Below are 12,188 nucleotides of genomic sequence, written 5' to 3'. Positions count from 1 at the left end.
CGGTTTGGCACCATGGAGGGGTGAGCACCCCCTCCCCCGACCGCCCGAGCACCGTCTACGACCGGATCGGCGGCCATGAGACCTTCGTCGCGCTGGTCCGCGAGTTCTACCGCGGCGTCGCCAACGACCCGCCGCTGCGCGACCTCTACCCCGAGGAGGACCTCGGCCCCGCGGAGGTGCGGCTGCGGATGTTCCTCGAGCAGTACTGGGGCGGCCCCACGGCCTACTCCGAGCAACGCGGCCACCCCCGGCTGCGGATGCGCCACCACCCGTTCCGGGTCACCCCGGCCCAGCGCGACCGCTGGTTGCTTCACATGAACACCGCCATCGACAGCGTCAGCGACCGCATGTCCGCGATCGACGAGCAGCAGGTCCGTGCCTACATGGCGCACGCCGCGCAGGCCATGGTCAACACCCTCGCCGAGGACTGACCAGGGGTCCGACCGCCGACCACCGCCCCGGACCCGCGCGCTCCCCGGCCGCGCGACCTCCGGACGCCGCCGGCCACCGGCATACCTCGATTTGCACCGACCCCCGCGCGGCGACATAGCGTTGTCCCCCGTGACCCACTCCCCCTCCACGCACGATGCGCCCTGGTGGCGCCACGCCGTCATCTACCAGGTCTACCCCCGCAGCTTCGCCGACGCGAACGGCGACGGGGTCGGTGACCTGCCGGGCATCACCTCCCGGCTGCCCTACCTCGCCGAGCTCGGGGTGGACGCGATCTGGATCAGCCCGTTCTACCGCTCCCCCATGGCCGACGCCGGGTATGACGTCGCGGACTACCGCGACATCGACCCGGTCTTCGGCGACCTCGGCGACGCCGACGCGCTCATCGAGCGCGCGCACGAGCTCGGCATCCGCGTCCTCATCGACCTCGTGCCCAACCACACGAGCGACGAGCACGCGTGGTTCGAGCAGGCGCTGGCCTCCGCGCCCGGGAGCCCCGAGCGGGAGCGCTTCGTCTTCCGCGACGGCCGGGGCGACGGCAGCGAGCCGCCCAACAACTGGAAGAGCATCTTCGGCGGCATCGCCTGGACCCGTGTCACCGAGCCGGACGGCACCCCCGGCCAGTGGTACCTCCACCTCTTCGACACCAAGCAGCCCGACCTCAACTGGCGCAACCCCGAGGTGATCGAGGAGTTCCACGACATCCTGCGCTTCTGGCTGGACCGCGGCGTCGACGGCTTCCGGGTCGACGTCGCCCACTCGCTGGTCAAGGACGCCGAGCTGCCCGACTGGGAGGCGCGGGCCGTCATGGCCGGCGCCGACGAGGAGCCGGTCGTGCACGGCGACATGGGCCCGATGTGGGACCAGGCGGAGGTCCACGAGATCTACCGCGGATGGCGGCAGGTGCTGGACTCCTACAACCCCGAGGGCGACCCGCAGCGCGACCGCATCCTCTGCGCCGAGGCGTGGCTGCCCACCCAGGAGCGGACGATGGCCTACGTCCGTGAGGACGAGATGCACCAGGCCTTCAACTTCCACTACCTCCAGGCGCCGTGGCGCGCCGCGGACCAGCAGCGCATCATCGAGACCTCGCTGGTCGCGGCCGAGGGCGTGGGCGCCCCGACGACGTGGGTGCTGTCCAACCACGACGTGGTCCGGCACGCCTCCCGGCTCGGGCTCCCGGTCGGCAAGCCGCGCCCCAACGGCATCGCCGCCGATGACCCGCAGCCCAACGCCGTCCTCGGTCTGCGGCGGGCCCGCGCGGCGACCGCCATGATGCTGGCGCTGCCCGGCTCTGCCTACCTCTACAACGGTGAGGAGCTGGGGCTGCCCGACCACACGGCGCTGCCGGCGGGAGTCCGGCAGGACCCCGCCTTCCACCGCACCCAGGGCGAGGAGACCGGGCGCGACGGCTGCCGCATACCCCTGCCGTGGGTGGCCGGTGAGCCGTCCTTCGGGTTCGGCGCCGACGACGACGTGGACCCCTGGCTGCCCCAGCCGCTGCTCTACGGCTCGCTGTCGGCCGACCGCCAGGAGGGGGTGCCGGGCTCGACGCTGGAGCTCTACCGCACCCTGCTCCACCTGCGCCGCGAGCACGACCTCGGCGTCGGCGGGCTGGAGTGGGTCTCCGACCTGGAGGGTATGCCGCTGCCCGAGGGCGTCGTCGCGTTCACCAACGCGCGCGAGGACGGCCCCGCCGTCACCGTCCTGACCAACTTCGGCGAGGAGCCGGTCGCGCTGCCCGAGGGCCGCGAGGTGCTCGTGGCGAGCGGCCGCCTGCACCGCGACGACCAGGGTCGGCGCACCCTGCACCAGGACAGCGCCGTCTGGCTGGCCTGAGCCCCCTGGGCGCCTCGGCCACCGAGCACGGGCCCCAGCCCATCCTCGTGCAGGAACGGTGTGGCACATCCGTCGCCAGGACGACGGGTGCGCCACACCATTTCTGCACGAGCATCAGTTCCGAGGGTTCTCCGGTGGCGGCGCCTCGGAGCGATCCGATCCCGCGGTCCCAGCCGCCCTGTCGGCCCGCTCTGCCTCGGCGCTCCCATCGGCCTCGACGGCCTCACCTGCGTCTCCGTCCTCCTCCTGCGGCTCCCGGGCGACCTCGACCTCGGTGATCCGCAGGCCTTCCAGCCCCACCACCGTGAGCCGGATGTCGTCGATGACGACCGCGTCGCCCTCCTGCGCGACGCGACCCAGTTGCTCAAGGATGAGCCCGGCCACCGTCTCGTAGGACCCGTGCGGCAGCGCCAGGCCGAGGGCGTCCTCGAGCTCCTCCACGATCAAGCTGCCCGAGACGACCGCGCGCCCACCGGCCCGGACCAGCGAGTCCTCGGGGTCGGGGTCGGTGTCGTACTCGTCGTAGATCTCGCCCACGACCTCCTCGACCAGGTCCTCGATCGTCACGATCCCCTCCGTGCCGCCGTGCTCGTCGACGACCAGCGCCAGGTGCTGCTGCTGCGAGCGGAGCAGCGCCAGCGTGGCGAGCACCGGCTTGGTCACCGGCAGCGCGGTGATGTCGCGGGTGACGTCGCGGACCCGCCGCTGCTCGCGCTCGGCCTCCGGCAGGGTGAAGAGGTCGCGGATGTGCACGAACCCGAGGATGTCGTCGACGCCCTCGTCGGTCACCGGGTAGCGGCTGTGGCCGCTGTCGCGGATCGGCCCGATGACCGAGGCGATCGTGTCGTCGGCGCGCAGGAACTCCACGTCCGGTCGGGGCCGCAGCACGTCGCCGAGGGTCCGCTCGCTGGCCCGGAAGACGTCGGAGAGGATCTCGCGGTCGTAGCCGCGCAGGTCGCGGTTGTCCTCCACGACCCGCCGCAGCTCCTCGATCGACATGTCCTCGTTGGTGGCGTCGGGGTTGCCGCCGAGCAGGCGCACGACGACGTTGGTCGACACCGACAGCAGCCAGATCACCGGCCGCAGCGCGGTGGCGAAGACCCCCAGCGGCGGCGCGAGCACGCGGGTGAACCCGGCCGAGCGCTGCATCGCCAGCCGCTTGGGCACCAGCTCACCCAGCACGAGCGACAGGTAGGCGATGACCAGGGTCATGAGCACCAGCGCGAGCGGATCGGCGACGGCGGACGTCATACGGAGCCCTTGCAGCCAGGTCGAGACCGTCGGCGACAGGGTCGCGCCACCGAACGCCGAGGAGAAGAAGCCCGCCACCGTGACCCCGACCTGCACCGCGGAGAGGAACCGGTTGGGGTCGCGCACCAGCTCGGCGACCTTGCGCCCGCGCGGCCCGGACCGCTCTATGTCGTCGACCTGCGAGGGCCGCAGCGACACGATCGCCATCTCGGTCGCCGCGAACACACCACCGACCAGCACGAAGAGCAGCACGAGGGCGACATTGGTCAGCAGACTGGCGTCCATGGGGTCAGGGTATGCGGCCCGGCGTCAGCCCTCCCCTGCGCGACCGACCACGGGCTAGCACGACCTCCATCGGGAAGTTTGCCGATGGAGGTCGGGCTAGGCCGTGGTCACTCCTGGCTGGGTGGACCGAAAACCCGTTGCGGCACTGCTGGGGCAGCGCCCATGCTGGTGCCTCGGACGCACCCGGCGCCCGCGCCCAGGACGAGAGGAGACCGCTGTGACCACACTGCTCAACCACATCGCCGTCGATCCCTCGCCCCTCGGTGTCGGGCCGCGGCCTGCGGGACTCAACGGCTCCCGGTATGGCGCGCACCTCGTCGGTGCAGCGGCTCTGGTGCACGGAGCCGGCCTGTCGGAGTAGGCGGCGCCGCAGACACCGGCTCCGCGTTCGGCAGCACTGACGCCTTCAGCAGCGTCGCGCTCGACAGCACTGCTCACACTCAACGGTTTCGCACCCATAGCACTGCCGTGTTGAGCGGCTTCGCTCCTCGAGCGGACGTTCCGCGCGCAACCATCTGCGGCGCTCGGTCAGATAGCTGCGCCGCTCCTCGCGGCTAACTGCCAGCGAGCTGACACCACCCGAACTTCCCCGAGGGACCGCCCCGCCCTGCGCGGGCGGATCTCGCGGCATACCCGCGCCCCTCGTTCCACCCCACACTCCTGGCGGCACCACGCTGCCGGGCCCGAACCACCCCGAGAGAGACATCATGAACACCCTTCACCTCATGCTCGCCCGCGCCCAGGCGACCGAGCGAGAGCACGACCTCCGACGCCGGCTGAGCCAACGCCGGCGCGAACCCACCACGGGCGCGCCGACGGTGGCGGCCCACCGCGCTGGCTCGTCCCGTCCGTGGGCGGTGCTGCGAGGCCGGCTGGCCCGTGCGCCGCACTGAGCGCCGACGACAGCGGCACCGCGCCAGCGGGACTGACCACGGGATAGCCCGAGCTTCATCGGCGAGTTTGCCGATGAAGCTCGTGCTATCCCGTGGTCAGTCCTGCTTTGGGGCGGGCTGGTTGGTGGGGCCGGTGCCCGCGAGGGCGTCCAGCTCGCGAGGCAGGTCACGCATGCCCAGCAGCGGGGACAGGAGGACCGGCAGCGCGGAGGCCAGCGCGAGGAGGCAGAAGATCCACAGCGTCGGCACCAGCCCGAGGCTCTGGCCGAGCACGCCGCCGAGAAAGGCGCCGATCGGCATCGGGCCCCACACGAGGAAGCGGATGGAGGCGTTCATCCGGCCGAGCAGCGGCTTGGGGCACAGCCGCTGACGGAAGCTCACCTGGGTGACGTTGTAGACGACGACCGCCCAGGACATGAGCAGGTGGCCGACGATGAGGGTGGGCACCGTGGGCAGGATCGAGGCCAGCGGCACGCTGAGCATCGCCAGCCCGGAGATGGTCGCCGAGACCGGGATCGAGCGCCCCTCGCCGACGAGCCGACCGAACCACGCGGAGGTCACCGCGCCGAGCAGCCCGCCGATGGCGCCGACGGAGAAGATCAGCCCGAGGGTGGTCTCGGCGAGCTCGAGGGTGCTCAGGGCATACAGCACGAAGAGCGCGAAGACGGCTGAAGAGGCCAGGTTGCTCGTGCCGGTGCAGGCGACGATCCGCCGCAGCAGCGGCTGGCTGAGGACGAAGGACAGCCCTTCCTTGATCTCGGTGACCAGCGGCCGCCTCGCCGCCGGGTCGGGGGCCTTCTCCTCGTGCCGGATCCGGCTGACGAAGAGCGAGCTGAGCCCCATGCAGACCGAGGTGACGGCGATCGTCAGCGGCGAGCCGAACCACCTGACCATCGCCGCGGCGGCCGCCGGCCCGACGACCATCGCGGTCTGCTGGCTCGCTTGGAGCTTGCCGTTGCCGTCGCTGATCTGGTCGCTGTCGACGATCTCGGGCAGGTAGGACTGGTTGGCGACGTCGAAGAAGACGGTGATGACGCCGACGCCGACGGCCACGAGGTAGAGCTGGCCCATCGTCAGCGCGTCGAGCAGCCAGGCGACCGGCAGCGAGAGCAGCAGCAGCGCGCGACCCACGTCGCCGAGGATGAGCACCCTCTTCTTGCGCCAGCGGTCCACCCACGCGCCGGCCGGCAGCCCGATGAGCAGGAAGGCGAGCGACTCCAGGGTGGCCAGGAGCCCCATCTGGAAGGCGTTGGCGCCCAGGAGCTGCACGGCCATGAGCGGCATCGCGAGGCCGACGAACTGTGCCCCGAAGACCGACACCGTGTCGCCCATCCAGAGCTGACGGAAGTCGTGGTGGCGCCAGAGGCTGGCGGCGCGGGGTGCGGTCATGGGCTGATCCTGAGGCAAGTGATTGGGTTCTGTCAATCAGTATGCCGTTCCGGCGCGCCTCACCGGTAAGGTCACCGTCATGGACGAGCCAGCCGCGAGGCCGCGCCACGAGCGCCGGGCCGCCACCGACGCGGAGGCCCGGGCCCTCGCCTCCGGTCTGCGGCTGCGCATCCTGCGCCTCTGCCTGGACGAGGAGCTCACCAACCGCGAGATCGCCGAGACCTTCGACCTGCATCCGGCCACCGTCCTGCACCACGTCCGGACCCTCGTCGACACCGGCTACCTCGAGGCGCTGCCCGCCCGCCGTGGCCGTCGCGGCGCCCGCGAGATCCCCTACCGCACGACCGGCAAGTCGTGGTTCACCTACACCGCCTTCGGCGCCAACTCCATGCTCGACGCCTTCCTCGACGAGATCGCCTCGATCCCCGAGCCGGAGCGTCAGATGACCCGGATGGGGCTACGGCTGCCGCCCGAGGAGCTGGCGGAGTTCCAGCAGCGGCTGCACGCTCTGCTCACCGAGTTCCAGGCTCGTCCGCGCGACAGCGAGGCCCGGCCGTGGTCGCTCTTCCTCGCCCTCCACCCCGACACGAGCAGCCGGCCTCACCACCCCGAGAGCACCTGATAGGGCGGCACGAAGGCTGACGTCGGGTCCCGTGGCAGCAGCCAGAGCAGGTTGTCGACGGCCACCGCCTGCGCCAGGGCAGCCGCTCGGACCCGGTCCAGGCCGGCGCCATCGCACAGCAGCGCCAGCCGCCTGCGGAGGGCTGCATCGGGTTCGCCGGTCGCGAGCACGTCGTCCCACCGGTTGCGCAACGGGGCGACCACCTCGATCTCACGCCACCCGGCCTGAGGCAACGGGTCGATGACGACCCACCGGTCGTCGCCGAGGGTGCGCAGCACGTTGAGATAGTGCAGGTCCAGGTGGACCAGCTCCAGCACCGCACCCGGGGCCTCGAGCTCGCTCGCCGCCTCGGTCAACGTTGCCACCGCCCGGTCGACGACGCGGCCCGGCAGCAGCTGTGGGGTATGCCGTCGGTGCTCGAGGATGCTCGCCCGGACGCGGCTCAGCTCCCGGCCGAGACGGGGCACCTCCGCGGGTGGCGCTACTCCGCCGAGCCCGGCCATCGCGTCGGCCAGGAGAGAGTCGGCGCGGTCGGCGTCAGGCACGCCGGCGAGGTCACGGGTGGCATCGAGCCGCTCCAGCAGCAGGCCGTGGCCGTCGTCCTCGATGACGTCGACGACGGCGGCCCCGCTCGCCCGCCAGGCACGGAGGGCAGCGGCCTCCGCCGTCGGCGGGTGGTGCGCATCGGTGACCTTGAGCACCCACCGCTCGCCGGCCGGCCCCCGCACCGGCCACACGCTGGCCATGTGACCACGGAGCCGTGCGCCGTCCAGCGTGAGGCCCCAGCGCCGCATCCATTCATCCGGCGCCCCCGGGTCGTGGTCCGGCGGAGCCTCGTCCGGGCGTCCGTCATCGGGCGGGACCCGAGGGGGCTGGGTCACGGGCGCACGAGCACGTGACCCGCGGCCGTGGACACCCGCAGCCACGGGCCGCTGCGGTGCACCGTCGCCACGGCACCCTCTGCTCCCCCAGGCCGGTCCGGACCGGCGAAACCGAGGGTATGCACCGCGAGTCCGGCCGCCGCGGGCACCTGCGACTGCCCGACGGTCCTGCCCCAGACCCGGCTGCGGAGCGCACCGACGGCGGCCGACCCGGAGCCCTCGGGGGCCCCGACGGCCACCTCCTCGATCCCGGCCCGCGCGGCCTGGACCAGGTCGGTCACGAGCACGGTGCCCGCCGGCTCCCATTCGCCTCGCGGAGCGGTGAAGCCGGCCCACGGCGCGGTGACCTCCTGGGGCGGCACCGGCAGCTGCGCGGTGGCGTCACCGGTGGCGGCGCGTCGCGCGAAGCGGTCACCGAGCGCCGCGAGCGCCACCGTCGCATCAACCGGCGAGTGGCCCTCGACCAGGCGCATCGTCCGCAGCCCGAGCGTGAGCCCGGAGCGCATGAGCCCCGATCCAGGGAGCACGCACACCCACGCGGCGAGGACCGCCCCGACCGCCTGGAGCCTGATCGCCCCGTCGGCGTCCAACCGGGTGGCGCGTCGCACGTAGGTCGCGAGGTCGGCCAGCGTCTCACCGTCGGTGAAGCGCAGCTCGGCCGGTCCTGTGGTCGGGATGCTCACGCGGACGTCCCGCGAGGCTCACCGGCCGCGCGGTCGCCGCGCAGCACCGGGCGCGGGCCGGTGACCGCGGCGAGTGCCTCCCGCTCGTCGGCGCCGAGCCGACGCGGCCGCTGCTGACGCAGGTCGTAGGCGACGAGGCTCACCCGGCCCCGCGCATAGACGGTGTCGTCCCCCTCCGGCCCGGCGACGGCATACCCCAGCTCGAAGGAGGCGCCGCCCACGCCGGCGCACCAGACGGCGACCCGGGCGGGGGCGTAGGCGAACTCCATGGGCAGGAGGTAGTCGATGGCCTGCGACACCACGAGCATGCCCTCGTCGATGAGGTCGCGCCCCTGGCCGAACCACGCCTTGAAGGCGTAGACGCGGGCCTCCTCGAAGAGGCGGAGGTACTGCACATTGTTGACGTGGGCGTAGGCGTCCAGGTCGGACCAGCGCACGGTGATGGGGAAGGTGGTGGCCACCTCGGGCACGTCGGGCAGGGTGCTCATGGCACCCATTGTCGCCGCCGAGGTCAGTCGGCGTGCACGCCGGTGGAGGCCGCCCTCGGTCGCCGGGAGCGGCCGGCACCCGCACGCCTCCCTCGCCGAGACCGGTCAGATCGGCTAGCGTGACGGGTGAGCACAATGGTCTGACCACTCGGAGAGGACTGGTCCATGTCTGCCACCACCGCGGGGACCGAGGCGTCGCCGACGTCAGGGACTGCTGCGCGCCGAGCCCCTCGTGTCGCCCTCTTCGCCACCTGCTTCAACGACACGATGTGGCCCGAGGCCCCGCGCGCCACCGTGACCCTGCTGGAGCGCCTCGGGTGCGAGGTGGTCTTCCCGCGCGAGCAGACCTGCTGCGGGCAGATGTTCACCAACACTGGGTATGCCGACCAGGCCACCCCGCTCGTGCGCCGGTTCGTCGACGTCTTCGGCGGCGCCGACCACGTGGTGGCTCCGAGCGGCTCCTGCGTCGGCTCGGTGCGCGAGCAGCACGCCATGCTCGCCCGCCGCGCCGGCGACACCGGGCTCGAGCGGGAGGTCGAGGAGCTCACGCCGCGGGTGCACGAGCTCTCGGAGTTCCTCGTCGACGTCCTGGGCGTCACCGACGTCGGCGCCTACTACCCCCACCGGGTCACCTACCACCCGACCTGCCACAGCCTGCGGATGCTCGGCGTCGGCGACAAGCCGCTGCGCCTCCTGCGGGAGGTCCGCGGCATCGACCTGGTCGACCTGCCGGCGGCGACCGAGTGCTGCGGCTTCGGTGGGACCTTCGCCATGAAGAACGCCGACACCTCCATCGCCATGGGCGCCGACAAGGCGCGGCACGTGCGCGACACCGGGGCCGAGGTCCTCGTCGCGGGCGACAACTCCTGCCTCGCCCACATCGGGGGGATGCTCGACCGGCAGCGCTCCGGGGTCCGCACCGTGCACCTGGCCCAGGTGCTCGCCGCGACCGAGGAGGACCCGGCATGAGCGAGCTGCCCGTCCAGGCCACGTCGGCGACCTTCCTCGGTATGCCGTCCTTCCAGCGCGCCGCCAAGGACGCCCTGGCCAACACCCAGCAGCGGCGCAACCTGGCGCACGCGACGGCCACGATCCGCACGAAGCGGGCGGCGGTCGTCGGTGAGGTCGAGGGCTGGGAGGACCTGCGGGTGGCCGGGGCGGCCGCCAAGGACGAGGCCCTGCACCACCTGCCCGACTACCTCGAGGAGCTGGAGGCCAACCTCACCGCGCGTGGTGCGACCGTGCACTGGGCGCGGGACGCCGCGGAGGCCAACCAGATCGTCATCGACATCACCCGGGCCAAGGGCGCCGACGAGGTCGTCAAGGTCAAGTCGATGGCCACCCAGGAGATCGAGCTCAACGAGGCCCTCGAGGCGGCGGGCATCGCGGCCTGGGAGACCGACCTGGCAGAGCTCATCGTGCAGCTGGGCCACGACCGGCCCAGCCACATCCTCGTCCCGGCGATCCACCGCAACCGCGCCGAGATCCGCGAGATCTTCGTCCGTGAGATGGGCGGCGTCGGTCGCGCGGCGCCCGAGGACCTCACCGACGAGCCGGCCCGGCTGGCCGAGGCCGCCCGGCTGCACCTGCGGGAGAAGTTCCTGCGCGCCAAGGTCGCCGTCTCCGGGGCCAACTTCGCCATCGCCGACACCGGGACGCTCGTCGTGGTGGAGTCCGAGGGCAACGGGCGGATGTGCCTGACCCTGCCCGAGACCCTCATCAGCGTGGTCGGGGTCGAGAAGGTGCTGCCGAGCTTAGAGGACCTCTCCACGATGCTCCAGCTGCTCCCCCGCTCCAGCACCGGCGAGCGGATGAACCCCTACACCTCGATGTGGACCGGCGTCACCCCCGGCGACGGCCCGCAGGAGGTGCATGTCGTGCTGCTCGACAACGGGCGCAGCCGGGTCCTCGCCGACGAGGTCGGCCGGGAGGCGCTGCGCTGCATCCGGTGCTCGGCCTGCCTCAACGTCTGCCCGGTCTACGAACGCGCGGGCGGTCACGCCTACGGCTCGGTCTATCCCGGTCCCATCGGCGCGGTCCTCAACCCGCAGCTGCGCGGCACGTCCTCGGAGGTCGACAAGAGCCTGCCCTATGCCAGCAGCCTGTGCGGCGCCTGCTTCGAGGCCTGCCCGGTGCGCATCGACATCCCCGCGCTGCTCGTCAAGCTGCGGACCCAGGTCGTCGACGAGGCCTCCGGGCGGTCGGCGGAGGCCGCCTCGATGAAGGCGGCGGCGTGGATGTTCGGCGACCACCGGCGGATGGAGGCGGCCCAGCGGGCGTCCACCCTCGGCGGGCGGCTGCTCGGTGGCCGGACCCTGCGCTCCGTGCCTGGCCTCGGCGCCTGGACCCAGGCACGGGACGTCCCGACGCCGCCGACCCAGACCTTCCGCCAGTGGTGGGCCAGCACGCACGGCGACGACCCTGATGCGGGCGCGGACGAGGCGGCGAGCCCCGTCGCAGGCCCGACCGGGGACGGCGTGGACGAGGCGACCCCGGACGAGCAGGGGGCGACCGATCACCGGACGGGCGGCGGCACCGCGGCGGACGCCGAGAGCCGCGACCCACGGCATACCTCCGGGGAGTCGTCGTGAGTGCGCGCGAGGAGATCCTGGCGCGGCTGCGGTCGGCGACCTCCGACGCGACCGACGAGCGGGGCGCGAGGGGGCCGGTCCCGAGGATCGCCGCTGCCGGCGAGTCCGCCGAGGCGACGCTGGAGCTGTTCGTCGACAACGTCGCCGACTACCGCGCGACCGTGGTCCGGTGCACCCCGGAGCAGGTCGGCGTCGAGGTGGCCGCGGCGCTGGCGAGAGGCCGGGCGCACACCGTGGTCCTGCCCGCCGACCTGGACGCCGCGTGGGTCATGCCCGCTCGCGAGGCCGGTCTGCGGCTGCGACCCGACGAGGGTCCAGGTGGCGACCCGCTCACCGCGGATGAGCTCGACGGGATCGACGCCGTGGTCACTGCCGCCCGCGTGGGCATCGCGACGACCGGCACGATCGTCCTCGACCACGCGGGCGACCAGGGGCGCAGGGCCCTGACGCTGGTGCCCGACCAGCACGTCTGCGTGATTCGGGTCGACCAGGTGGTCCACGACGTCCCGGACGCCGTCACCGTGGTGGATCCCGGTCGGCCGCTCACCTGGATCAGCGGGCCGAGCGCCACCAGCGACATCGAGCTCGACCGGGTCGAGGGCGTCCACGGCCCGCGCACCCTGGACGTCATCGTCGTCGGGTAGGTCTGCCGGTGAGGATCCGTGCACGCGCACCCATCCTCCCCGCCCAGGCCCCGCACACCGGTGAGGATCCGTGCACGCGCACCCATCCTCCCCGCCCAGGGCCCGCATACCGGTGAGGATCCGTGCACGCGCACCCATCCTCCCCGCCCAGGGCCCGCATACCGGAGAGGAT

Annotated in this window: 13 protein-coding genes; 8 read left to right on the top strand and 5 right to left on the bottom strand. The window is 72.7% G+C overall.

Annotated features, from left to right (window positions below; genetic code table 11):
- Positions 1-20: 20 nt before the first annotated feature.
- Positions 21-431 carry a globin gene (locus tag FA582_RS04135; protein WP_010148892.1) on the top strand — a complete coding sequence of 137 codons (411 nt, stop codon included), beginning with the start codon at positions 21-23 and terminating at the stop codon, positions 429-431.
- Between the two features lie 130 nt (positions 432-561).
- On the top strand, positions 562-2,289 hold the full coding sequence (locus FA582_RS04130) for an alpha-amylase family glycosyl hydrolase (protein WP_010148893.1): 1,728 nt from the start codon (positions 562-564) through the stop codon (positions 2,287-2,289).
- 114 nt (positions 2,290-2,403) lie between these two features.
- On the opposite strand, the gene FA582_RS04125 is transcribed toward FA582_RS04130, so the two are convergent.
- Entirely contained in the window at positions 2,404-3,825 is a 1,422-nt protein-coding gene (locus FA582_RS04125) for a hemolysin family protein (protein WP_010148894.1), read from the bottom strand.
- 217 nt (positions 3,826-4,042) lie between these two features.
- Between FA582_RS04125 and FA582_RS16315 the strand changes: the two genes are divergently transcribed.
- Together FA582_RS16315 and FA582_RS04120 are read left to right on the top strand one after the other, a co-directional pair.
- A complete protein-coding gene (locus FA582_RS16315) occupies positions 4,043-4,186 on the top strand; it encodes a hypothetical protein (protein ID WP_158640854.1) in 144 nt (47 codons plus the stop codon).
- 346 nt (positions 4,187-4,532) lie between these two features.
- Positions 4,533-4,718, top strand: a complete 186-nt coding sequence (locus tag FA582_RS04120; protein ID WP_141567731.1) for a hypothetical protein — start codon at positions 4,533-4,535, stop codon at positions 4,716-4,718.
- 96 nt (positions 4,719-4,814) lie between these two features.
- Here the strand turns inward: FA582_RS04120 and FA582_RS04115 are convergent, their stop codons facing one another.
- Positions 4,815-6,107 carry an MFS transporter gene (locus FA582_RS04115; protein WP_010148895.1) on the bottom strand — a complete coding sequence of 431 codons (1,293 nt, stop codon included), beginning with the start codon at positions 6,105-6,107 and terminating at the stop codon, positions 4,815-4,817.
- Between the two features lie 79 nt (positions 6,108-6,186).
- Between FA582_RS04115 and FA582_RS04110 the strand changes: the two genes are divergently transcribed.
- Positions 6,187-6,729, top strand: a complete 543-nt coding sequence (locus tag FA582_RS04110; RefSeq protein ID WP_010148897.1) for a winged helix-turn-helix domain-containing protein — start codon at positions 6,187-6,189, stop codon at positions 6,727-6,729.
- Here the strand turns inward: FA582_RS04110 and FA582_RS04105 are convergent.
- Genes FA582_RS04105 through FA582_RS04095 form a run of 3 tightly spaced genes read right to left on the bottom strand, consistent with a single transcriptional unit; the run spans position 6,708 to position 8,781 of the window.
- Complete coding sequence (locus tag FA582_RS04105; RefSeq protein ID WP_141567732.1) at positions 6,708-7,610, bottom strand: aminoglycoside phosphotransferase family protein; 903 nt, start codon at positions 7,608-7,610, stop codon at positions 6,708-6,710. The genes FA582_RS04110 and FA582_RS04105 overlap by 22 nt on opposite strands.
- Positions 7,607-8,293, bottom strand: coding sequence for a DUF8185 domain-containing protein (locus FA582_RS04100; protein WP_010148900.1), 687 nt, complete (start codon positions 8,291-8,293; stop codon positions 7,607-7,609). The genes FA582_RS04105 and FA582_RS04100 overlap by 4 nt, the downstream gene beginning before the upstream one ends.
- Positions 8,290-8,781 (bottom strand): acyl-CoA thioesterase, encoded by a 492-nt coding sequence (locus FA582_RS04095; protein ID WP_010148901.1) that lies wholly within the window; start codon positions 8,779-8,781, stop codon positions 8,290-8,292. Before FA582_RS04095 ends, FA582_RS04100 begins: the two co-directional genes overlap by 4 nt.
- Positions 8,782-8,946: 165 nt before the next feature.
- On the opposite strand from FA582_RS04095, the gene FA582_RS04090 reads away from it, so the two are divergent.
- The 3 genes from FA582_RS04090 to FA582_RS04080 are packed head-to-tail and all read left to right on the top strand — an operon-like array spanning position 8,947 to position 12,016.
- Positions 8,947-9,750, top strand: coding sequence for a (Fe-S)-binding protein (locus tag FA582_RS04090; protein ID WP_010148902.1), 804 nt, complete (start codon positions 8,947-8,949; stop codon positions 9,748-9,750).
- Complete coding sequence (locus FA582_RS04085) at positions 9,747-11,372, top strand: LutB/LldF family L-lactate oxidation iron-sulfur protein (RefSeq protein WP_010148903.1); 1,626 nt, start codon at positions 9,747-9,749, stop codon at positions 11,370-11,372. Before FA582_RS04090 ends, FA582_RS04085 begins: the two co-directional genes overlap by 4 nt.
- Positions 11,369-12,016 (top strand): LutC/YkgG family protein, encoded by a 648-nt coding sequence (locus tag FA582_RS04080; RefSeq protein ID WP_010148904.1) that lies wholly within the window; start codon positions 11,369-11,371, stop codon positions 12,014-12,016. The genes FA582_RS04085 and FA582_RS04080 overlap by 4 nt, the downstream gene beginning before the upstream one ends.
- Positions 12,017-12,188: the final 172 nt, after the last annotated feature.

The organism is Serinicoccus profundi (assembly GCF_008001015.1).
Lineage (GTDB): Bacteria > Actinomycetota > Actinomycetes > Actinomycetales > Dermatophilaceae > Ornithinicoccus > Ornithinicoccus profundi.
The sequence above is the reverse complement of the archived record's forward strand: the minus strand, read 5'-3'. Positions and strand labels throughout refer to the sequence as shown.

Excerpts from the sequence above, each read along its gene's own strand:
- FA582_RS04125 (WP_010148894.1), bottom strand. The coding sequence starts at position 3,825 with ATGGACGCCAGTCTGCTGACCAATGTCGCCCTCGTGCTGCTCTTCGTG.
- FA582_RS04120 (WP_141567731.1), top strand. The coding sequence starts at position 4,533 with ATGAACACCCTTCACCTCATGCTCGCCCGCGCCCAGGCGACCGAGCGA.
- FA582_RS04115 (WP_010148895.1), bottom strand. The coding sequence starts at position 6,107 with ATGACCGCACCCCGCGCCGCCAGCCTCTGGCGCCACCACGACTTCCGT.
- FA582_RS04110 (WP_010148897.1), top strand. The coding sequence starts at position 6,187 with ATGGACGAGCCAGCCGCGAGGCCGCGCCACGAGCGCCGGGCCGCCACC.
- FA582_RS04095 (WP_010148901.1), bottom strand. The coding sequence starts at position 8,781 with ATGAGCACCCTGCCCGACGTGCCCGAGGTGGCCACCACCTTCCCCATC.
- FA582_RS04090 (WP_010148902.1), top strand. The coding sequence starts at position 8,947 with ATGTCTGCCACCACCGCGGGGACCGAGGCGTCGCCGACGTCAGGGACT.
- FA582_RS04085 (WP_010148903.1), top strand. The coding sequence starts at position 9,747 with ATGAGCGAGCTGCCCGTCCAGGCCACGTCGGCGACCTTCCTCGGTATG.